Genomic DNA, 21,956 nt, shown 5'->3' on the forward strand with positions numbered 1-21,956 from the left:
GTCTTGCCTACCATGATCAAACAAGCACTCATTTCCGTATCCGACAAGGCAGGCGTGCTCGAATTCGCGCGCGCGCTGTCCGCCATGGGCGTCAATATCCTGTCCACCGGCGGCACCGCCAAGCTGCTGGCCGACAACGGCCTGAAGGTCACCGAAGTGGCCGACTACACCGGTTTCCCGGAAATGCTGGATGGCCGCGTCAAGACGCTGCATCCCAAGGTGCACGGCGGCATCCTGGCGCGCCGCGATTTCCCCGAGCATATGGCCGCGCTGGAACAGCACGCCATCCCGACCATCGACATGGTGGTGGTGAACCTGTACCCGTTCCAGCAGACCGTGGCCAAGGAAGAGTGCTCGCTGGAAGACGCGATCGAGAACATCGACATCGGCGGCCCGGCCATGCTGCGTTCCTCGGCCAAGAACCACAAGGACGTGGTGGTGATCTGCGACCCGAGCGACTACGACGGCGTGCTGGCCGACCTGCAGGCCAGCGGCGATCTGCCATACGAGAAACGTTTCGCGCTGGCCAAGAAGGTGTTCGCCCACACCGCGCAATACGACGGCGCCATCACCAACTATTTCACCTCGCTGGGCCAGGACAAGCAGCACGCCACCCGCAGCGCCTATCCGGACACCCTGAACCTGCACTTTGAAAAAGTGCAGGACATGCGTTACGGCGAGAATCCGCACCAGAGCGCGGCGTTCTACCGCGACGTCAAGAAGATCGACGGCGCGCTGGCCAACTACACCCAGCTGCAAGGCAAGGAACTGTCGTTCAACAACATCGCCGACGCCGACGCCGCCTGGGAATGCGTGAAGACCTTCGACGCCGCTGAAACGGCCGCCTGCGTCATCATCAAGCACGCCAACCCCTGCGGCGTGGCGGTCGGCGCCAACCCGCTGGAGTCGTACAGCAAGGCCCTGCAGACCGACCCGACCTCGGCCTTCGGCGGCATCATCGCCTTCAACCGTGCGCTGGACGGCGCGGCGGCCGAAGCGGTGGCCAAGCAGTTCGTCGAAGTGCTGATCGCGCCGACGTTCTCGGATGAGGCCAGGAAGGTCTTCGCCGCCAAGCAGAATGTGCGCTTGCTGGAAATCCCGTTGGATAAAGGAACAAGCGGCTTGAATGCCTACGACTTCAAGCGCGTCGGCGGCGGCCTGCTGGTGCAGTCGCCCGACGCCAAGAACGTGCTGCCGTCGGAAGTGAAGGTAGTCAGCAAGCTGCAGCCGACCCCGCAGCAATTGCAGGACCTGATGTTCGCCTGGCGCGTGGCCAAGTTCGTCAAGTCCAACGCCATCGTATTCTGCGGCAACGGCATGACCCTGGGCGTAGGCGCCGGCCAGATGAGCCGCATCGACTCCGCGCGCATCGCCTCGATCAAGGCGCAAAATGCCGGCCTGAGCCTGGCCGGTTCGGCCGTGGCCTCGGACGCCTTCTTCCCGTTCCGCGATGGCCTGGACGTGGTGGTGGATGCCGGCGCGACCTGCGTGATCCACCCGGGCGGCTCCATGCGCGACCAGGAAGTGATCGACGCCGCCAATGAGCGCGGCGTGGTGATGCTGCTGACCGGCACGCGCCACTTCCGCCACTGATCAGCCGGCGGCAATGACATCAAAAACGCCCGGCGCTGCCGGGCGTTTTGTTTTAATGTGTCGATGGATCCGGACTACATCCGAGCAAGGCCGGACAATCAGGGAGAAACCGCTTGAACACACCGCAATTGCAGCTTTACGTCGACGCCCAGTTCATCAGCCCTTACGCCATGTCGGCCTTCGTCACCCTGACCGAGAAGGGCTTGCCGTTCGAGTTGCTGGCGATCGACCTGGCCGCGCGCCAGAACCAGGGCGCCGGCTACGCCAGCGTGTCGCTGACGCGGCGTGTGCCGACCTTGTCGGACGGTGAGTTTCACTTAGCCGAGTCGACCGCGATTGCCGAATACCTGGAAGAACGCTTTCCCGCGCCGGCGCACCGCGCGGTGTATCCGGCCGATGTCCGCCAGCGGGCCAAGGCGCGCGAAGTGCAGGCCTGGCTGCGCAGCGACCTGATGCCGATACGCCAGGAGCGGCCGACCGAAGTGCTGTTCTATGGCGAGGGTTTCGCGCCCTTGTCGGCGGCGGCCAAGGCGGCGGCCGACAAGCTCGCGGCGGCCGCGCAAACGCTGTTGGCCGGCAAGGACAACCTGTTTGGCGAATGGTGCATCGCCGACACCGACCTGGCGCTGATGCTCAACCGCCTGGCGCTGCATGGCGACCCGTTGCCGCCGGCGTTGCAGCAGTACGCCAAGCGTCAATGGCAACGTCCCTCGGTGCAGCAATGGGTGCGCCAGGCGCAGGCGCTGAAGGCGGCCACGCCGTGAGGATGCGTGAGGATGTCCGCGTGTGCGATGCCGCAAATTGCCGGCAGGATGTTTGCGCGGCCCGAGCGGAGGAGCGGACGCTGTTGTTTTGCGTACGTTGAGGTGCCGCCAGCGCGTCATCTTGTTCTTTTCGATGGATAATGACCTGCGATTTTTTATCCTTGGGAGGAGTTTGATGGCCTGGTCATTTCGCCTCATGCGCGCCGGATTCTGGCGCGCGTTCCTGCTGTTGTTTGCTTTCGGAACCGGCATTGCCCCCGTCCCGGGCCATGCGGAAGAAATCACGGTGTCCATCGGATTTTTGGCGCCGCAAAGCGGTTCCAACCAGGAGCGCGGCGTCAGCATGGTCAATGGCGCACAGCTGGCAATCGACGAGCTGAACCAGAAAGGCATCAAGGTCAACAACGTCAAGGTCAATTTCCAGCTGCTGGTGCAAGATGACCGTTTCAACGCCAATACCGGCAGATTGGCCGCGCAATATTTGTTGAAGAGGAAAATCGTGGCCGCGATCTGCCACAGTTCGACGGTATGCATTGCGACCGCCGATATTTTCCAGGCGGAGCATATTCCCCAGCTGTCGGTCGGGGCGACCAATCGCCAATTCACGCAGCTCGGGTATGACAACGTATTTCGCATGTTCGGTCACAGCGAGCAGGGCGGCATCCTCTTCGGAAAATACGCCTACCGCGATTTGAAGCTGCGCCGCATTGCCGTCATCGATGACAAAACGCCGTCCGGCATGGCCATGGCAAGCCAGTTCAGCGATGGCTTCAAAACCGCCGGCGGCATGATTGCCGGCCATTATTCCGTGAGCGACAAGACTTCCGACTTCAACCAGGCGCTGACGGAGATCAAGGAGCGCAAAGCCGATGCGATTTTCTGGGGCGGCACGCATTTGCAGGCCGCCAACATGATCGTCAGCGCCAAGCGCCTGGGGTTGACCACCCGCTTCCTGAATGCGATGAATGGAATGAACAACCAGAATGTGCTGAGCCGGGTCAATGACGTCGGCAATATCCTGTCGCTGGAGTCGGACCAGCCCAGGGACAAGATTGCCAAGTGGAAGTCCTTTGAAAAAGCCTATCTCGCGAATTTCCAGGGATCCTACATCGATGTCAGCGCGTTGCGCGCTTACGATGCGGTGCAGATACTGGGCGAGGCCATCAAGTCCGCTAATTCCCTCGATCCGCAGAAGCTGGCGGAGACCTTGCACAAGGAAAAGTTCAAGGGACTGACCGGCCCCATTGAGTTCGATCGGGAGGGGAATTTGAATAATCCGGTGTTTACCGTGTATGAGTCACAAGGCACCGAGTGGAAGGTAGTCGAGGTAGTGAAGGCCGATTAGGGCCGCTCAGGGCCGCTCAGGATCGATTATCATCAGGCCTTGTCTGCCCCGGCAGTCATCTCAACGTTCGGGTTCATGAAAATTCTCGGTATCGACCCTGGTTTGCGCACCACCGGTTTCGGCGTGATCCGCAAGCAGGGCAACAAGCTTTCCTATATCGCCTCGGGCACCATCAAGACGCCCGACGGCGACCTGCCGCAGCGGCTCAAGGTGATCCTCAACAGCGTTTCCGAAGTGGTGCGCGCTTATGCGCCCGACTGCGCGGCGATCGAAAAGGTGTTCGTCAACGTCAACCCGCAATCCACCTTGCTGCTGGGGCAGGCGCGCGGGGCGGCGATCTGCGCGCTGGTCGGCGCCGACCTGGCGGTGGCCGAATACACCGCGTTGCAGGTCAAGCAAGCCGTGGCCGGCCATGGCCGGGCGCAAAAGGCGCAGGTGCAGGAAATGGTGGCGCGGCTGCTGCAGTTGCCGGGCCTGCCCGGCACCGACGCCGCCGATGCGCTGGGCGTGGCGATCTGCCATGCGCACGGCGGCGATGTGCTGGCCAGCCTGGGTACGCTGGCGCCGGGGCTGGCGAAGAAGGGCTTGCGCATGCGCGGCGGACGGCTGGTGGGCTGAGGCTCCCGCTGCTGTCGCCACCGCCATGCGGATAGGATGACGACGGTGCGCCGGCCTTATTGCTGCGATTTTCTTGCCAGGGCGAGCATGCGCTTGACCGCCTCTACCGCCAGCAACACCACGCCGCCCGCGACGACGCCGAACACGGCATCGAGTACCGACGGCGCCAGCGCCGCCAGCACGCCACCAACGACCGGTACGCCGGCGATGGCCGCGGCTGCCGCTGCGATGCCGTGGTGGGCGAACGGCAAGCCGTGCGTCAGGATGCCGCCGCCCACCATGAACATGGCCACGGTGCCGATCACCGACAGGCTGCGCATCATGGCCGGGGCCGCCGCCAGGATGGCGCGCCCCAGTTTTTGCTTGATGCGGCCGAGCGTGCCGGCGCCGGCCGTGCGCAGCAGGTAGAGCCCGCCATCGTCGAGTTTCACGATAGCGGCGACGATGCCGTACACCCCCACCGTCATGATCAGCGCGATGCCGACCAGCACCGTCACCTGCTGCTGCAACGGCGCGCCGGCGACGGTGCCCAGGGTGATGGCGATGATTTCGGCCGAGAGGATGAAGTCGGTGCGTACGGCGCCCTTGATCTTGTCCTGTTCATAGGCCGCGGGATCGATCTCGGCGGGAGCGCCGGCGCTCTCATGGTGTTGTTCGCCGGCTCCGTGCGGCAGGTATTTGTGCGCCAGCTTTTCGAAACCTTCGAAGCACAGGAAGGCGCCGCCCAGCATCAGCAGCGGCGTTACCGCCCACGGGATGAAGGCGCTGATGGCCAGCGCCGCCGGCACCAGGATCGCCTTGTTCTTGAGCGAACCCAGGGCCACCGCCCACACCACCGGCAGTTCGCGCTCGGCCTTGACCCCCGCCACCTGCTGGGCGTTCAGGGCGAGGTCGTCGCCCAGCACGCCGGCGGTTTTCCTGGCCGCGACCTTGGTCATTGCGGAAACGTCATCCAATACCGAGGCGATATCGTCGATCAGTGCGAAGAAGCTGCTGCCTGCCATGCTTGTCCTTTTTATATGTAATGCGGCGGGTGTCGCCGGGTGATGCGGGATACTGTTTATCCAAACAGTACTGTATCATTCCGGCTTATCGTTGATACCAACGCCCAACACATCCATGCCATGATCGGTCGCCTCTCCGGAACCCTGTTCGAAAAAAATCCCCCGAATCTGCTGGTCGACTGCAATGGCGTCGGCTATGAGGTCGCGGTGCCGATGAGCACCTTCTACAACCTGCCCGGACTGGGCGACAAGGTGGTGTTGCTGACCCACCTCGCCATCCGCGAGGATGCGCACATCCTGTTCGGGTTCGGCACCGCCGAGGAGCGCAACACCTTCAAGGAGCTGATCAAGATTTCAGGCGTCGGCGCGCGTACCGCGCTGGCGATCCTGTCGGGCATGTCGGTAGCCGACCTGGCGCAGGCGGTGACGCTGCAGGAAGCGGGGCGCCTGACCCGGGTGCCCGGCATCGGCAAGAAGACCGCCGAGCGCCTGCTGCTCGAGTTGAAGGGCAAGCTCGGCGCCGATCTCGGCGCGGCCGGCGGCGCCGCGCATTCCGATGCCTCGGCCGATATCCTCAACGCGCTCCTGGCGCTGGGCTATTCCGACAAGGAAGCGACGCTGGCGCTGAAGCAGGTACCCAAGGACGCCAGCGTGTCCGACGGCATCAAGCACGCGCTCAAGGCCTTGTCCAAGGCCTGATGGAGAGGGATAGGATTACCGCATGAGCATCCAGACCGACGATTTTTCCGAACAGCGCATCATCGCCGCCACCCCGGCTTCGGCCAACGAGGAGGCTATCGAGCGCGCCTTGCGCCCCAAGCAGCTCGACGAATACGTCGGCCAGGAAAAGGTGCGCGGCCAGCTGGAGATTTTCATCGCGGCCGCGCGCGGGCGCGGCGAGGCGCTCGACCACACCTTGCTGTTCGGCCCGCCGGGTTTGGGCAAGACCACCATGGCGCACATCATCGCGCGCGAGATGGGCGTGAACCTGCGCCAGACTTCCGGCCCGGTGCTGGAACGCGCTGGCGACCTGGCGGCGCTCCTGACCAACCTCGAAGCCAACGATGTCCTGTTCATCGATGAGATCCACCGCCTGTCGCCGGTGGTGGAGGAAATCCTCTACCCGGCGCTGGAGGATTACCAGATCGACATCATGATCGGCGAAGGCCCGGCGGCGCGCTCGGTGCGCCTCGACCTGCAGCCGTTCACATTGGTCGGCGCCACCACCCGCGCCGGCATGCTGACCAATCCGCTGCGCGACCGCTTCGGCATCGTCGCCCGGCTGGAGTTCTATACCCCGCCCGAACTGGCGCGCATCGTCACGCGCAGCGCCGGATTGTTGAACGCCCCCATCGTCGAGGACGGCGCGCTGGAAATCGCCAAGCGCAGCCGCGGCACCCCGCGCATCGCCAACCGTCTGTTGCGCCGCGTGCGCGACTACGCCGAGGTCAAGGGCCGCGGCGAGATCACGCGCGCGATGGCCGATGCGGCGCTGGTGATGCTGGACGTCGACCCGGTCGGTTTCGACCTGATGGACCGCAAGCTGCTCGAAGCGGTGCTGTTCAAGTTCAGCGGCGGCCCGGTCGGGCTGGACAACCTGGCGGCCGCCATCGGCGAAGAGCGCGACACCATCGAGGACGTGCTGGAACCCTACCTGATCCAGCAGGGCTACCTGCAGCGCACCCCGCGCGGACGCATCGCCACCCCGGCGGCCTACCAGCATTTCGGCGTGGCCGCGCCGCGCACCAGCCCCAACGGCGACCTGTGGGGCGGCTGAGCCGGTGCAGGCATGCCGCCGGTTTGCGTCCGAGACAAGCCATGACGATGGATTGTTGCACTGGCGGAAAGAACGCCTTACGTGAAATATTCCAATCGTGTGAAATTTTTGCCTGAAAGACTGCAAAGGCGAGTTTTTACTTGTGCAAAAACTAATCGTCATTGACAATGGATAGCTATTCACTATCTTTCGATGTGAGCCTGTCATGCTAATGTCGAGCCAAGCAAGCCGCTATGCGCATCAACTGCTCGATGCGCGGGCCAACTCGAAGCAAATCCCCCTGATCTCCAAGAACGAGCCGCTCTCGCTCGAGGACGCCTACGACATCGCCTACAGCATCCGCAACATCCGCGTGGCGCAAGGCGAGCAGCCGGTCGGGCGCAAGATCGGGTTTTCGGTGCGCAAGTCCTGGTCGCGCTACGGCGTCACCGACGACACCCGCACGCCGATCTGGGCGCCGGTGTTCGACACCACCGTGCGCTTCGCCGAAGACAACCACGGCACGCAATCGCTGGCCGGCGCGGTGCAGCCGCGCATCGAACCCGAGATCGTGTTCAAGCTGGGCAAGACGCCGGCGCCCGACGCCACGCTGGACGAGCTGGCCGACTGCCTGGAATGGATGGCGCACGGTTTCGAGATCGTGGTGTGCCCCTACGCCAACTGGGAGTTCACGGTGGCCGACTCGATCGCCGCCTTCGGCCTGCACGGCACGCTGATCATCGGCGAGCCGCATGTGCTGTCGTTCGGCACGCGCCACCACCTGCCGCAGATCCTGGCCGGCGCCACCGTCTCGCTGTCGTGCAACACCGAGTCCGCCAGCGTGCTGCGCGCTGCGGGCTTTTGCAACGACGAGATGGACAGCCCCTTGCACGCCCTGTGGCACCTGCACCAGCTGCTGCAGAAGCAGTCGCAGTTCCGCCAATTGCAGGCCGGCGAGATCATCACCACCGGCACCTGGACCGATGCCCTGCCGATCGAACCGGGCCAGACCTGGGTCACGGCGTTTTCCGGTGTTACCCTGCCGGGGTTGACCGTCTCCTTCGTTTGAATACAGCGCCAAGGCCTCACACCGCCGCTTTCGCAGCAGGGTTTCTCCATGCAGATCTGGGTTGATGCCGACGCCTGTCCGGGCGTCATCAAGGACATGCTGTTTCGCGTGGCGGAGCGCACCGGCATCGTGGTGACCCTGGTGGCCAACCGGGGGCTGCGCACGCCGCCCTCGCGCTTCATCAAATCCATCGTGGTGCCGGCCGGCTTCGACGTGGCCGACCGCGAGATCGTCAAGCTGGCGCAGGCCGGCGACCTGGTCATCACCGCCGATATCCCGCTGGCGGCCGATGTCGTCGCCAAGGGCGGCGTCGCGCTCAATCCGCGCGGCGAACTCTATACCGCCGACAATATCCGCCAGCACCTGAGCATGCGCAATTTCATGGAAGAACTGCGCAGCAGCGGCATGGAAACCGGCGGCCCGGCCGCCTTCAGCCAGGGCGACAGCCGTGCCTTCGCGCGCGAGCTTGACCGCTACGTGCAAAAATCCCAGGCGGGGCGTTAAGCAACGAACGCTCCCCCCTCCACACACACACAAAGCAAAACGGCAACGAATCTTTCGTTGCCGTTTGCATTGGTATTGCCGTGGAAGACAGCGCGGCGCTTATTCCTCGCGCACCCAGGTCTGCGTGCGTCCCAGCATCGGCACGCCGATATAGCCGCGCACGTTGAGTTTCTTGCCGTCTTCAATCACCGTCAGCTTGCTCTTGTAGAGCTTGCCGTTGGCCGGATCGAGGATCTGGCCGCCGCTGTACTCGTCGCCATCCTTCTTCAAGCCGGAGAGGATGGTCATGCCGACGATGGGCTGGTCCTTCAGTTCGCCCTCGCACTTGGCGCAGACCGGGTTCTGGTCTTCTTCCGGCGTGCGGAACAGCTTCTCTATCTTGCCCGACAGTTCGCCATTGCTTTCGGTGATGCGGATCAATGCCTTGGGTTTGCCGGTGGCGTCATCGATGTTCTTCCACAAGCCGACCGGGGAGCCGTCGGCAAAGGCGCAGGCCGATGCCAACAGGCCGGCCAGCAGCACGCCGGCTGCGGCAAGACGGGGCAGGGCGGAAGGGGAAGCCTTGGTATTCATGTTGTCTCCAATTTTGATTAAAAGCACGGTTGTTCTAATTTTATCGACTCAGTGTAGTCAAGCCGGGCGCGCAGGGCAAGCGATAAAAACAAAAGCCGCCGTCCCTTGCGGAACGGCGGCTTGGCGCTGGCCGGATGCGGCGAAACTTACTTCAGTTTCGCCAACTGCTCCTGCAGCTTCCCGACCGTGGCGGTGAAGGTCGCCAGGCGTTCCTTCTCCTGCGCCACCACCGCTTCCGGCGCGCGCGCCACGAAGCTTTCGTTGGACAGCTTGCCGTTGGCCTTGGCGATCTCGCCGCTCAGGCGGGCGATTTCCTTGCCCAGGCGTTCGCGCTCGGCGGCCACGTCGATTTCCACCTTCAGCATCAGCTTGACGTCGCCGACGATGGCCACCGGCGCCGGCGACTCCGGCAGTTGCGCCACCACCTGCGTTTCCGACAGGCGCACCAGGCCCTGCAGGTAAGGCAGGAAGGACTGCACCGCCGAGGCGTCGGCCGCTTCCACGACCAGCGGCACGCGCAGCGACGGCGCCAGCTGCATCTCGCCGCGCAGGTTGCGGCAGGCATCGGTCAGCGCGCGGAACTGCGCCATCCAGGCCTCGGCTTCGGCGTCGACCTTGTCCAGGTCGGCTTGCGGATACGGCTGGCGCATGATCGAGTCGCCGGCCGGATCGAGCTGCTTGTCGGTCAGCGGCGCCACGGTTTGCCACAACTGTTCGGTGATGAACGGCAGCACCGGGTGCGCCAGGCGCAGGATCACTTCCAGCACGCGCAGCAGGGTGCGGCGGGTGGCGCGTTGCTGCGCCTCGTTGCCGGTCTGGATCTGGGCCTTGGCCATTTCCAGGTACCAGTCGCAGTACTCGTCCCACACGAACTTGTAGATGGCGGTGGCGATGTTGTCGAAGCGGTAGTCGGCGAAACCCTTCGCCACTTCGGCTTCGGTACGCTGCAGCAGCGACACGATCCAGCGGTCGGCCTGCGAGAACTGCAGGTAGCTCTTGTCGCACACGCCCTTCTCATGGCCGTCGAAACCGCAGTCCTGGCCTTCGGTGTTCATCAGCACGAAGCGGGTGGCGTTCCACAGCTTGTTGCAGAAGTTGCGGTAGCCTTCGCAGCGGTTCAGGTCGAAGTTGATGTTGCGGCCCAGGGTCGCCAGCGAGGCGAAGGTGAAGCGCAGCGCATCGGTGCCGAAGGCCGGGATGCCGTCGGCGAATTCCTTGCGGGTGGCCTTCTCGATGCTGGCCGCCTGCTTCGGGTTCATCAGGCCGGCAGTGCGCTTGGCCACCAGTTCATCCACGCCGATGCCGTCGATCAGGTCGATCGGGTCCAGCGTGTTGCCCTTGGACTTGGACATCTTCTGGCCGCTGCCGTCGCGCACCAGGCCGTGCACGTAGACGGTGTCGAACGGCACCTTGCCGGTGAAGTGCGTGGTCATCATGACCATGCGCGCCACCCAGAAGAAGATGATGTCGAAGCCGGTCACCAGCACCGACGACGGCAGGAACAGCTTGTAGTCCGGGGTCTCTTCCGGCCAGCCCAGGGTCGAGAACGGCACCAGCGCCGAGGAGAACCAGGTGTCCAGCACGTCCTCGTCGCGCCTGACGGCGCGGCCGCCGGCTTGCGCGCGGGCTTCTTCCTCGCTGCGGGCGACGTAGATGTTGCCTTCGTCGTCGTACCAGGCCGGGATCTGGTGGCCCCACCACAGCTGGCGCGAGATGCACCAGTCCTGGATGTTGTTCAACCACTGGTTGTAGGTATTGGTCCAGTTCTCCGGCACGAACTTGATCTCACCGGAGGCAACCTTCTCCAGCGCGGTCTCGGCGATCGACTTGCCGGGGAAGTAGGTGCCTTCCGGCGCCGGCTTGCTCATCGCCACGAACCACTGGTCGGTCAGCATCGGCTCGATCACCACGCCGGTGCGGTCGCCGCGCGGCACCATCAGCTTGTGCGGCTTGACCAGTTCCAGCAGGCCCAGCGCCTCGAGGTCGGCCACGATCTGCTTGCGCGCTTCGAAGCGGTCCAGGCCGCGGTATTTCTCGGGCGAGTTTTCGTTGATCTTGGCGTCCAGCGTGAACACGCTGATCTTGTCCAGGTTGTGGCGAGCGCCGACCTGGTAGTCGTTGAAGTCGTGCGCCGGCGTGATCTTCACGCAGCCGGTGCCGAATTCCTTGTCGACGTATTCATCCTTGATGATGGGGATCTCGCGGCCGACCAGCGGCAGCTTGAGCATCTTGCCCACCAGCGCGGCATAGCGCTCGTCGGTCGGGTCGACCGCCACGGCGACGTCGCCCAGCATGGTTTCCGGACGGGTGGTGGCGACCGTGATGTGGCCGCTGCCATCGGCCAGCGGGTACTGGATGTGCCACATCGAGCCGTCTTCTTCTTCCGACACCACTTCCAGGTCGGACACCGCGGTGCCCAGCACCGGATCCCAGTTGACCAGGCGCTTGCCGCGGTAGATCAGGCCCTGCTCGTACAGGCGCACGAACACTTCGGTGACCGCCTTGGACATCTTCGGGTCCATCGTGAAGTATTCGCGCTTCCAGTCGGTCGAGGCGCCCATGCGGCGCATCTGGCCGGTGATGGTGGAGCCGGACTTTTCCTTCCATTCCCATACCTTCTCGACGAACTTCTCGCGGCCGAGGTCATGGCGCGACACCTTCTGCGCGTCGAGCTGGCGCTCCACCACGATCTGGGTGGCGATGCCGGCGTGGTCGGTGCCCGGGATCCAGGCGGTGTTGTAGCCGCGCATGCGGTGGTAGCGCGTCAGGCCGTCCATGATGGTCTGGTTGAACGCGTGGCCCATGTGCAGGGTGCCGGTCACGTTCGGCGGCGGCAGCTGGATGGAAAACGACGGTTTTTCGGCGTCGGTGGTGGCGGCGAAGTAACCGCGCTTTTCCCACTCCTCGCGCCAGAATTTTTCAATCTCGGCAGGCTCGAAAGACTTGGCTAATTCCATGATTTGACGTGTGTTTTTGCGAAACCGCCTATTATAAATGACGCTACGCCGCCACGGACGATGCCGTGCGGCGATGGTGCGGCAAGCATGGCGTCGGCGGCCGCTCGCAATGGCGGGCCCGGGCCATCGGATCGAGCCGATCCGGCCGGGCAGGCAAATTCATGGGCCGGCAGTTGGGGAGGAGTGACGGCAGGCAACGCGTGACCGGCTTGCCGCCACCCTGCGCAGTCATGTCATGGGGCCGCGCGGCAGGCGCATGTTCGGGCAATGATGTCGCGATGTCATCGCATCATCGCATCATTGCGCCGGACGGGCGGTGGCCGCGGTGGGCGGCACGGCTGGCGTGATGACGTAGCCGACCGGCATCCACTTGCCGCCGGTCGGCGCCAGCGACACTTTTTCCACCGTCGGAATACGGGCGAAATTGGTATTGAACATCACGTTCATGTACTCGCCCGGCGGCAGGCCCGGCGGATTGACCACGCGCGTGACCTGGCTCCACTCGCGCGCCTGGGTGGAACCCAGCTCCCCGCGCAGGGTGCCGAGGTATTGCGCCCATTCCGGTTTTTGCATGCGCTTTTGCATGATCGGGCTGCTGCTGTCCCACATGCGGTCGGCTTGATTGGCGTCGGCCAGGGCAGCCCATTGGGAGGCGGTCTTGATCAGGTCGTTGAGCGGCGCAGTCTGCGCCAGCGCAAGGCTGCTCTGCAATAACAGCGCGGCGCCCGCAGCCAGGGCGACTTTCTTGAACGGCGTCGATGACATCATATTGGTCTCCTTGGAAAAGAGGGCTTCGAATGGGTGGGCTCATTCGTAGCGCCCCCGATGTTGCTTGCATGGTATCCAGCGGCCGCGTATTTCAATCGGATGAACAAGCCGCCAATCCCGACGGAACAATTGCATTTGCCAGTCGGCTTACCAGGCGAATCCGGCGCCCATGGCCGCGCCGGTCCGGCCGCGGCTATTGGTGGTGAACGCGCCTTTGACCACCCAGCGGCCGCTTTGGCGCGACAAGCCCACGGCCATCGCGCTCTCGCCTTCATACGTGCTGCTGCCGAAGGTCATCAGGTTCTGGCCCGGCTGGGTCGCTTGCGGCAGCGTCGCCAAGGCCATGGCCGATGCGGCCGCGGCAAACGATTCCCGGTTCAATTGCTGGAACTTCTGATCCGTATATTGCTTGGCTTGTCCCACCGCGCCATTGAGCTGCGACACATTCACCGCATCGGTATCGGCCACGCCGGCCGCCACGTTGTGGATCGCCACCGGCGCGCTGCCGGCGCCGCCCAGCGTGACGCTGTTGTTGCTGGCGCTGTCGTAGGACAGGACATCGCCGCAACTGCCGCCGCCGCAGACCTTGTTGCCGCTGATGGTGTTGCCGCCGCCGCTGTTGCCGCTGCCACTGCCGCCGCTGGTCGCGATACGGCTATTCAAATCGGTGTAGACGGCGCGCAGCTGGCTGACGTTGACGCCATCGGTGTCGGCGCTGCCGGCGGCCAGCCCGGTGAGCTGGCGGTTGCCGATATTGATTTCCCCCGCCGAGCTTTGCAGCGCCGCCAGCATGTAGGCATTGTAGTTGGTGAGCGGGCCCACGGTGGTGGCCGAGCCGGCCCCGAGCGCCACGCTGTTGGCCAGGCTGGCGCTCGCATTGAGGCCGATGGCCAGCGAGTTCGCGGCCGAGACCCGGGCGCCGTTGCCCATGGCGATGGCATTGTCGGCGGCACTGGTGGTGGAAGCGCCTTGGCCGAGCGCGATGCTGTATGCGCCATCGGCGATGCTGATCGGGCCGACGGCAATCGCCTGGTCGCCGGCGGCTACCGAATCCAGGTTGCCAGGGCTGTTGGCATGGAAGTACAAGGAGCCGGTGGCGGCAACCGCGCCGATCGCCGCGCTCAACTGGCGTACCGTGGCCACCGATTGCGGGCTGGAGCCGTCGGCCACGTTGACGATCTCGTTGTTGGCCCCGCCGCGGAAGGCGCTGTAGGCGCCGGCGCCGCTCAGCGCGGCCGGATCCCATTGCAGCGCATTGCCGTTGATGGTCGACGTCATGGCCTGCAACTGGCTGACATTGACCGCATCGGAAGCGCTCCTGCCGGCCGCCACGCCGCTGATGGTGCGGTTGCCTACGTTGACTTCGCCGGCCGATGTCTGCGGCGCGCTCAAGGCATAGGCGGTGTAATTGACCTGGGCGCCGGTACTGGCCGCCGAGCCCGCGCCCAGCGCCACGCTGTTGGCGGCGGTGGCGCTGCTGTTGCGGCCAAGGGCAAGCGTATCGACGGTGCTGGCCGATGCATTGGTGCCGATGGCGATGGCGCCGGTGGCCAGGGCATTGGCATGGTCGCCCGCCGCCAGCGCGCCGGCGGCGGCGGCATTGGACAGGTTGCCCAGCGCGATCGCTCCCTGGCCGTTGGCCGTATTGGTGTTGCCTTGCGCCATCGAACCATCGCCGCTGGCGGTATTGTCCTGGCCGATGGCCAGCGCGCCATCGCCGGTGGCATTGTTGGGATCGCCCAGCGCGACCGCGCCGTTACCGCTGGCGATGTTGAAGTTGCCGATCGATACCGACTTGCCGGACACGGTGGTCGAGCCCTGGCCGATGGCGACACTGCCATCGCTTTGTGCCAGGGCCTGGGCGCCGATCGACACGGCATTGGCGCCGGTGGCCGAGGCACTGTATCCGACCGCGGTCGAACCCTGGCCGATCGCCGATACGTCGGTCGGCGTCAGGCCGGTGTCATTGGTGCGCACATACTTGATGCCCTGGCCATTGAGGTTGGTGTAGCTGGGATTGCTGAAGCTGCCGAGGGAGGCGAACAGTTGCGCGCCGTTGACGGCGTCGGTGCTGGTTGCGCTGATATCGCCGGCGGCGATATTGGTGATCTTGCTGTTCACGCCGCCGCGGGCGGCATTGTAGGTCGTGCCGTCCCATTGCAGCGCATTGCCGGACAAGGCCGAGAGCTGGCCGAAGTTGACGGCGTCGTTGGCGGCGGTGCCGTTGGCGACATTGATGATCTTGCTGTTGACGCCGGAGCGCGCGACGTTGAAGGCGCCGGCGCCGCCGTTGGCGGCCGCGTCCCAGTGCAGGCTGTCGCCGATGGCGGCGCTTAAGGCATTGTTGACGCTGGTCAACTGGTTGACGTTGACCGCATCGGTGCCGCCGACGCCGGCGGCGACGTTGGTGATGGTGCGTTCGGCGCCGGCGCGGCCGACTGAGACTTCGCCGGCCGAGACCTGCGCGGCGACCAGGCCATAAGCGGTGTAGGACGCCTGGGCGCCGATGGTGGTGGCCGAATTGGCGCCCAGCGCCACGCTGTTGGCCTGGTCGGCGGTGGCGCCGTTGCCGATGCCGACGGCGTTGGCGCCATTGGCGACCGCGCGCGGGCCGACGGCGACCGATTCCGTGCCGCTGGCAAGCGAGTCGGCCTGGGTCGAGTTGGCGTGGAAATATTTCGTCGCCGAATTGGATACCGAGGAAATGGCCGCGGTCAGCTGTCCCAGGTTGACCGCATCGCCGGCGGCGGTGCCATCGGCGACGTTGATGATCTTGCTGCTGGCGCCGCCGCGCGCCACATCGTAGGCCGCGCCATTCCATTGCAGCGCATTGCCCGACAAGGCGGAGAGCTGGCCGAAGTTGACCGCATCGTTGGTGGCCGTGCCGTTGGCGACGTTGGTGATCTTGTTGGTGGCGGCGGCGCCATGGGTCGCGCTGAAAGCGCCGGCGGCGCCATCCCATTGCAGGCTGTTGTTGATGGCGGTGTTGAGTTGCCCGCCGGTCACCGCATCCGAGCTGCCGGCGGCGATGGCGCCATCGGCGATGTTGGTGATCTTGTTGGCGGGGGTGGCGCCGTGGCTGGCGACAAAGGCGCCGGCGCCGCTATTCCATTGCAGGCTGTTGTTGATGGCGGTGTTGAGCTGTCCGCCGGTCACCGCATCCGAGCTGCCGGCGGCGATGGCGCCATCGGCGATGTTGGTGATCTTGTTGAGCGCGACGATGCCGCGCGTGGCGCTGAAAGCGCCGGCGGCCGAGCTCCATTGCAGGCTGTCGGTCCTGAGCGTGGTCGCCACGTTCGACAACTGGCTGACGTTGACGGCATCCGTGCCGGCGACGCCGGCGGCGACGTTGGTGATGGTGCGTTCGTTGCCGGCGCTGCCGACCGAGACTTCGCCGACCGAGTTTTGCGGGGCGGTGAGGCCGTAGGCGGTATACGCCGTCTGCGCGCCGACGGCGGTGCTCGAGTTGGCGCCCAACGCCACGCTGTTGGCCGTGCCGGAGACGGCGCCGGGGCCGATGGCGACCGATTCGGCGCCGCTGGCAAGCGAATCGGCCTGGGTCGAGTTGGCGTGGAAATATTTCGTCGCGGAACTGGACACCGATGTGATGGCGGCAGTCAGTTGCCCCAGGTTGACCGCATCGTTGGCGGCCGTGCCATTGGCGACATTGACGATCTTGTTGAACGTCGCAGCCCCATGCGTCGCGCTGAAGGCGCCGCTGCCGCCGTTGGCGGCGGCATCCCAGCGCAGGCTGTCATTGATGGACGCGGTCAGGGCATTGTTGATGCCGGTCAACTGGTTGACGTTGACCGCATCGGTGCCGCCGATGCCGGCGGCGACATTGGTGATGGTGCGCTCGGCGCCGCTCTTGCCGACCGAGACTTCGCCCACCGAGCTTTGCGTGCCGGAAAGGCCATAGGGCGTGTAGTTGGTGCGCGCGCCGACCGCGGTCGTTGCGTTGGCGCCGATGGCGACGCTGTTGTTCTGGTTGGCCACGCTGTTGGCGCCGATGGCAACGGACGAGGCGCCGCTGGCGGCGGCCGAAGTCGCGGCGCTGGCATTGCCGCCGATGGCGATGGCGTTGGCCCCCGAGGCCGTACTGAACGCGCCAAGCGCGGTGGCATGGATGCCGGTGGCCGATGCGCTGTTGCCAAGCGCGGCGCCATTGATATTGGTGCCGTTGCCGGAGATGCCTGCTATCGCGCCCAGGCCGAGCGCAATGCCGCCGCTGGCATACGCGCGCGCCGAAGCGCCCAGCGCGGTGGCGTTGGGCGCCTGGGATTGCGCCGAGGCCCCGATGGCGATGGCATTGGCGCCGTTGCTGACAGAGCGGTCGCCGAGCGCCACCGAACTCGCGCTGTTGGCTTTCGCGCTGAAACCCAGTGCGGTGGCGAAGACGTCGCCGGCCACCGTATCGGTGCCGATGGTGACGCTGTTGCTGGCGCCGGCGCTGGAAGATGCATTGGTGCCGATGGCAACGCTGTTGGACGCGCCCGAGCCGGTCTTGGCCTGGTAACCCAGTGCCACGTTGCCGTTGCCGCCGCCGCTTCCCGATGAGGCCTGGCCACCGATGGCGACGTTATTGCTGCTGCCGGTGCTGCCCGCTGTCGTATTGTTGCCGATGGCGATATCGCCGCCGCCGATGGCGGTAGGGGCGGAGGCTGAGCCGTTGCCGGAGCCGATCGCGATGCTGAATGCATTACTGGTATTGCCGTCGCCGATCGCGGTTGCCGCCATGGCGGTCTGGATCGGAAAAGCCAGGGCCAGCATGGCGGCACAGCTTGTCAGGCGCAGCATGCGGCAAGAATGGGGAACGCTCTTTTCCCCCCAGGGCATGGCCGTCCGGCATGCATCGGTTGCTTCGGTACGATTCATTCACCCCTCCGAATAAAGCAATGGCTGATTGCCATGTCTTTCGGGGAGATGTATGTACCGAAACGATCAAGACGGTAATGCAGAGGGCTCTACCCGCAGGCGTTGCGGCGTCCGATCCCTCCCCCCCGGCGAGTTTCCCCTTGACTTTTTTTGTCCATGTCTGCGCATGCATGAAGGAAACAATTTTTTAGATATTCTGCAGAATTTTTGTGAAGATTTGTGAAGATGTGAAGTAATAAACAACAATTTATTTTTAGTCACGCACGAATATTGACGACTGAAATGAACGGGGACGCTCCCGCTGGCCATGCCGGCCGCGCGGTAGCAGGGTGTCTTGCGGGTGTTCGCCCCATGTGCCGTATGTTTCAATAAGGCAATGTCTCTGCGGCTCCGGTCGCGGCGCTCAGGAGCGGCCGCCGGGCTCTTGCCGCTCGGCATCGACCTGTTGCCCCATCCATTCGGTAAACCGCTTCACCTTCGGCCACTTGCCATGCGTGGCCGGGTACACCAGGTGGTGCGCATGTACCCGGATGCTCTTGCGGTCGGCGAACAGCGGCACCAGCCGCCCTTGATCCAGCAGGCCCTTGGCCAGCCAGGCGCTGTCCAGCGCGATCCCCAGCCCTTGCACCGCAGCCTCGATGGCGAGGTAGGCGCGGTCGAAGGACAGCGCGTAGTGGCTGGGGCTGACATCGATGCCGTGCGCGGCGAACCATTGCGGCCATTGCACCAGGTTCACTTCCGAGAAGATCAGGCTTTCCTGCAGCAATTGCTGCGGGTTGCGCAGTTGCAGCCGTTCGGCCATGGCCGGGCTGACCATGGGCATGATTTCCTCGGTGAAGATGGTTTCCACATGCAGGTCGGCCCAGCGCACCGCGCCGTAGCGGATGTCGAGATCGATCTCGCCGCGCGAAAAGTCGGAATGCATGTGCGAGGCCGACAGTCGGATACGGATGTCGGGATGCTCGCGCATGAACTGCGGCAGGCGCGGCATCAGCCACAGGCTGGCGAAGCTGGGCGAAGCGTGCACCCGCAGCACCTCGATGCCGTCGTCGGCGCGCGCGCTCTGGGCGGCGCTGGCGATCAGCGCCAATGCGCCCGCCAGCGTCTGCTGGTAGCGCTCGCCGGCGGGCGTGAGCACCACGCCGCGCGAAGTGCGCTCGAACAGCTTCAGGCCGACGAAATGTTCCAGGTTGCTGATCTGGTGGCTGACCGCCGACGGCGTCAGGTTCAGCTCTTCCGCGGCCTTGCTGATGTTGGCGTGCCGGGCCACGACTTCGAAGGCGATCACGGCCTTCAACGGGGGCAGGTGCATGGTGTCTCCCTGTGCGGCTTTGTTGTCTTGTTATGAAAATAATTCAAAGCGGTTTGAGGAATTCTAGCTTGCTGGTGGTTTGGGCGGATGAAATACTGCCTCCGCTACTCCAGCCATCGAAGAAATCTAAGGCAGTGCTGCCTAACTGGAGAGGCCGAATAAAACAACACCAGGAGACAACCGTGTTACTCAAAGACAAGATCGCCGTGATCACCGGCGCGGCTTCCGCGCGCGGCATCGGCAAAGCGGTGGCGCGCCTGTTCGCGCAGCAGGGCGGCCGCGTCGCCATCCTCGACCTCGATGAAGGCGCCGCCGCGGCGGCGGCCGCCGACATCGGTCCCGGCCATATCGGCCTGGCTTGCGACGTCACCGCCCGCGGCGACTGCGAGCGCGCGGCGCAGGAAGTCATCAAGCGCCTCGGCCACGTCGACATCCTCGTCAACAACGCCGGCATCACCCAGCCGTTGAAGATCATGGATATCGGACCGGAACACTACGAGGCGGTCACCGATGTCTCGCTGCGCGGCACGCTGTACATGAGCCAGGCGCTGATCCCGCATATGCGCTCGCGCAGGAGCGGTTCCATCGTTTGCCTGTCGTCGGTGTCGGCGCAGCGCGGCGGCGGCATCTTCGGCGGCCCGCACTATTCGGCGGCCAAGGCCGGCGTGCTGGGGCTGGCGCGCGCCATGGCGCGCGAGCTGGGGCCGGACAACATCCGCGTCAACTCGCTCACGCCCGGCCTGATCCTGACCGACATCACCGGCGGCAAGCTGACCGAGCAGATGAAGACCGAGATCCTCAAGGGCATTCCGTTGAACCGCCTCGGCGAGGCGCAGGACGTGGCCAACAGCTGCCTGTTCCTGGCCAGCGACCTGTCGTCGTATCTCACCGGCGTGACGCTGGATGTGAACGGCGGCATGCTGATCCACTAGGAGCCCATCATGAGCACAACTGAAAAAAACCTGACCCTGGCCGAACGCGCCTACCGCATCCGCAAGAAGGCGCTGCGCATGGGCGAGGTGCAAGGCCAGGGCTACATCGCGCAAGCGCTCGGCATTGCCGACGTCCTCGCGGTCGCTTATTTTCGCGCGCTGCGCTACAAGCCGGACCACCCGCATTGGGAAGAGCGCGACCGTTTCCTGCTCTCGATCGGGCATTACGCCATTGCCTTGTACGCAGTGCTGATCGAAGCCGGCGTGTTGCCGGAGGACGAACTGGAAACCTACGGCGGCGACGACAGCCGCCTGCCGATGTCAGGCATGGCGGCCTATACGCCCGGCATGGAAATCACCGGCGGTTCGCTGGGGCAGGGCTTGACGGTCGCCGTCGGCATGTCGCTCGGATTGAAACGCAAGAAGTCGTCTTCCTTCGTCTACAACCTGCTGTCGGACGGCGAGCTGGATGAAGGCGCGACCTGGGAAGCCGCCATGTCGGCCGCGCACTGGAAGCTGGGCAACCTGATCGCCATCGTCGACGTCAACAACCAGCAGGCCGACGGCCCGTCCCGGAGCGTGCTCAACTTCGAACCGCTGGCGGATAAATGGGAAGCCTTCGGCTGGTACGTGCAGCGCGTCGACGGCAACAATCTCAAGGAAGTGGTGGCGGCATTCGACCGCGCCCGCGTGCTGGCCGAGGACAAGCCGCGCGTGATCATTTGCGACACCAAGATGTGCAAGGGCGTGCCTTTCCTCGAAGGGCGCGAGAAGAATCACTTTATCCGTGTCGACCCCGATGAGTGGCAACTGGCGCTCGATACGCTGTATGTCGGGAGCGAAGCATGAATCAAGCCGTGAAAAAATCCAGTGCAGCCGTCGAGGCGAAAACCAATGCGCCGGCCAAGCCGCGCCTGACCACCTCGGCCATGATCGCCTCGCTGGCGGCCGAAGGGCAGGCCACGCGCCCGGCGCCGTTCGGCCATGCGCTGGCCGAACTGGCCAAGGTGCGCGCCGACATCGTCGGCATGACCGCCGACCTGGCCAAATACACCGACCTGCACATCTTTGCCAAGGAACATCCCGAGCGCTTCTACGAAATGGGCATGGCGGAGCAATTGCTGATGGGCGCGGCCGCCGGCATGGCGCGCGAGGGCATGGTGCCGTTTGCCACCACCTATGCGGTGTTCGCCTCGCGCCGCGCCTATGACTTCATCTGCATGGCGATTGCCGAAGAAAGCCTCAACGTCAAGATCGTCGCCGCCTTGCCGGGGCTGACCACCGGTTACGGCCCCAGCCATCAGGCCACCGACGACCTGGCGATCTTCCGCGCCATGCCCAACCTGACCGTCGTCGATCCCTGCGATGCGCTCGACATCGAACAGGCGGTGCCGCAGATCGCCGCGCATCAGGGGCCGGTCTACATGCGCCTGCTGCGCGGCAACGTGCCGGCGGTGCTGGATGAATACAACTACCAGTTCGAACTGGGCCGCGCCAAGATGATTCGCGACGGCCGCGACGTGCTGATCATCTCCACCGGCCTGATGACCATGCGCGCGCTGGAAGCGGCCAAGCTGCTGCAAAAGGACAGCGTCGATGTCGGCGTGCTGCACGTGCCGACCATCAAGCCGCTCGATGAGGAAACCATCCGCAGGGAAGCGGCCAAAAGCGGCCGCATGGTGGTGGTGGCGGAAAACCATTCGGTCGTCGGCGGCCTGGGCGAGGCCGTGGCCGGCGTGCTGATGCGCGCCGACGTGCGGCCGCCGGCCTTCCGCCAGATCGGCTTGCCGGACGCCTTCCTCGACGCCGGCGCCTTGCCGACGCTGCATGACCGCTATCGCATTTCGGCGGCGGTGATGGCGGGCGATATCAAATCCTGGTTGTGA

General features: G+C 64.8%; 17 protein-coding genes. 11 read left to right on the forward strand and 6 right to left on the reverse strand.

All coding sequences use genetic code 11. From position 1 onward, the window contains the following. Positions 1 to 12 precede the first annotated feature (12 nt). From purH to ruvC, 4 genes are all read left to right on the forward strand, one after another. On the forward strand, positions 13 to 1,593 hold the full coding sequence (gene purH, locus AC07N6_RS01510) for a bifunctional phosphoribosylaminoimidazolecarboxamide formyltransferase/IMP cyclohydrolase (RefSeq protein WP_494780559.1): 1,581 nt from the start codon (positions 13 to 15) through the stop codon (positions 1,591 to 1,593). 113 nt (positions 1,594 to 1,706) lie between these two features. After that, positions 1,707 to 2,357 carry a glutathione transferase gene (gene yfcF / locus AC07N6_RS01515; RefSeq protein WP_494780560.1) on the forward strand — a complete coding sequence of 217 codons (651 nt, stop codon included), beginning with the start codon at positions 1,707 to 1,709 and terminating at the stop codon, positions 2,355 to 2,357. 52 nt (positions 2,358 to 2,409) lie between these two features. Next, on the forward strand, positions 2,410 to 3,702 hold the full coding sequence (locus tag AC07N6_RS01520) for a branched-chain amino acid ABC transporter substrate-binding protein (RefSeq protein WP_494780561.1): 1,293 nt from the start codon (positions 2,410 to 2,412) through the stop codon (positions 3,700 to 3,702). A 75-nt stretch (positions 3,703 to 3,777) separates the two neighbouring features. Beyond that, positions 3,778 to 4,320 carry a crossover junction endodeoxyribonuclease RuvC gene (gene ruvC / locus AC07N6_RS01525; protein WP_141914600.1) on the forward strand — a complete coding sequence of 181 codons (543 nt, stop codon included), beginning with the start codon at positions 3,778 to 3,780 and terminating at the stop codon, positions 4,318 to 4,320. Between the two features lie 56 nt (positions 4,321 to 4,376). Here ruvC and AC07N6_RS01530 read toward each other — a convergent pair whose 3' ends face one another. Further along, a complete protein-coding gene (locus tag AC07N6_RS01530) occupies positions 4,377 to 5,324 on the reverse strand; it encodes a DUF808 domain-containing protein (protein WP_494780562.1) in 948 nt (315 codons plus the stop codon). A 120-nt stretch (positions 5,325 to 5,444) separates the two neighbouring features. Between AC07N6_RS01530 and ruvA the strand changes: the two genes are divergently transcribed. The 4 genes from ruvA (at position 5,445) to AC07N6_RS01550 (ending at position 8,653) form a co-directional block, all read left to right on the forward strand. Then, on the forward strand, positions 5,445 to 6,023 hold the full coding sequence (ruvA, locus tag AC07N6_RS01535) for a Holliday junction branch migration protein RuvA (RefSeq protein ID WP_494780563.1): 579 nt from the start codon (positions 5,445 to 5,447) through the stop codon (positions 6,021 to 6,023). Between the two features lie 22 nt (positions 6,024 to 6,045). After that, the gene (gene ruvB / locus AC07N6_RS01540) at positions 6,046 to 7,101 is read left to right on the forward strand and encodes a Holliday junction branch migration DNA helicase RuvB (RefSeq protein WP_494780564.1); all 1,056 of its coding nucleotides are present in this window, start codon (positions 6,046 to 6,048) and stop codon (positions 7,099 to 7,101) included. 205 nt (positions 7,102 to 7,306) lie between these two features. After that, positions 7,307 to 8,149 (forward strand): 2-keto-4-pentenoate hydratase, encoded by an 843-nt coding sequence (locus tag AC07N6_RS01545; RefSeq protein WP_494780565.1) that lies wholly within the window; start codon positions 7,307 to 7,309, stop codon positions 8,147 to 8,149. Positions 8,150 to 8,197: 48 nt separating this feature from the next. Beyond that, positions 8,198 to 8,653, forward strand: coding sequence for a YaiI/YqxD family protein (locus tag AC07N6_RS01550; RefSeq protein WP_494780566.1), 456 nt, complete (start codon positions 8,198 to 8,200; stop codon positions 8,651 to 8,653). 99 nt (positions 8,654 to 8,752) lie between these two features. Here the strand turns inward: AC07N6_RS01550 and AC07N6_RS01555 are convergent, their stop codons facing one another. From AC07N6_RS01555 to AC07N6_RS01575, 5 genes are all read right to left on the reverse strand, one after another. Continuing rightward, positions 8,753 to 9,226 carry a DUF2147 domain-containing protein gene (locus AC07N6_RS01555; RefSeq protein WP_494780567.1) on the reverse strand — a complete coding sequence of 158 codons (474 nt, stop codon included), beginning with the start codon at positions 9,224 to 9,226 and terminating at the stop codon, positions 8,753 to 8,755. 146 nt (positions 9,227 to 9,372) lie between these two features. After that, positions 9,373 to 12,183 (reverse strand): valine--tRNA ligase, encoded by a 2,811-nt coding sequence (locus AC07N6_RS01560; RefSeq protein ID WP_494780568.1) that lies wholly within the window; start codon positions 12,181 to 12,183, stop codon positions 9,373 to 9,375. 297 nt (positions 12,184 to 12,480) lie between these two features. Next, positions 12,481 to 12,951 carry a DUF4019 domain-containing protein gene (locus tag AC07N6_RS01565; protein ID WP_494780569.1) on the reverse strand — a complete coding sequence of 157 codons (471 nt, stop codon included), beginning with the start codon at positions 12,949 to 12,951 and terminating at the stop codon, positions 12,481 to 12,483. A 147-nt stretch (positions 12,952 to 13,098) separates the two neighbouring features. Beyond that, positions 13,099 to 17,826, reverse strand: coding sequence for a YadA-like family protein (locus AC07N6_RS01570; protein WP_494780570.1), 4,728 nt, complete (start codon positions 17,824 to 17,826; stop codon positions 13,099 to 13,101). Positions 17,827 to 18,229: 403 nt separating this feature from the next. Continuing rightward, a complete protein-coding gene (locus AC07N6_RS01575) occupies positions 18,230 to 19,138 on the reverse strand; it encodes a LysR substrate-binding domain-containing protein (RefSeq protein ID WP_494780571.1) in 909 nt (302 codons plus the stop codon). Between the two features lie 182 nt (positions 19,139 to 19,320). Between AC07N6_RS01575 and AC07N6_RS01580 the strand changes: the two genes are divergently transcribed. From AC07N6_RS01580 to AC07N6_RS01590, 3 genes are read left to right on the forward strand one after another with little or no spacing between them, the layout of a single operon-like run. Beyond that, positions 19,321 to 20,070, forward strand: a complete 750-nt coding sequence (locus AC07N6_RS01580) for an SDR family NAD(P)-dependent oxidoreductase (protein WP_494780572.1) — start codon at positions 19,321 to 19,323, stop codon at positions 20,068 to 20,070. A gap of 9 nt (positions 20,071 to 20,079) precedes the next feature. Beyond that, complete coding sequence (locus AC07N6_RS01585) at positions 20,080 to 20,919, forward strand: transketolase (RefSeq protein WP_494780573.1); 840 nt, start codon at positions 20,080 to 20,082, stop codon at positions 20,917 to 20,919. Continuing rightward, positions 20,916 to 21,956 carry a transketolase family protein gene (locus AC07N6_RS01590; protein WP_494780574.1) on the forward strand — a complete coding sequence of 347 codons (1,041 nt, stop codon included), beginning with the start codon at positions 20,916 to 20,918 and terminating at the stop codon, positions 21,954 to 21,956. Before AC07N6_RS01585 ends, AC07N6_RS01590 begins: the two co-directional genes overlap by 4 nt.

The sequence above is a fragment of the Herbaspirillum sp. GW821-FHT09A12 genome (genome assembly GCF_059418325.1).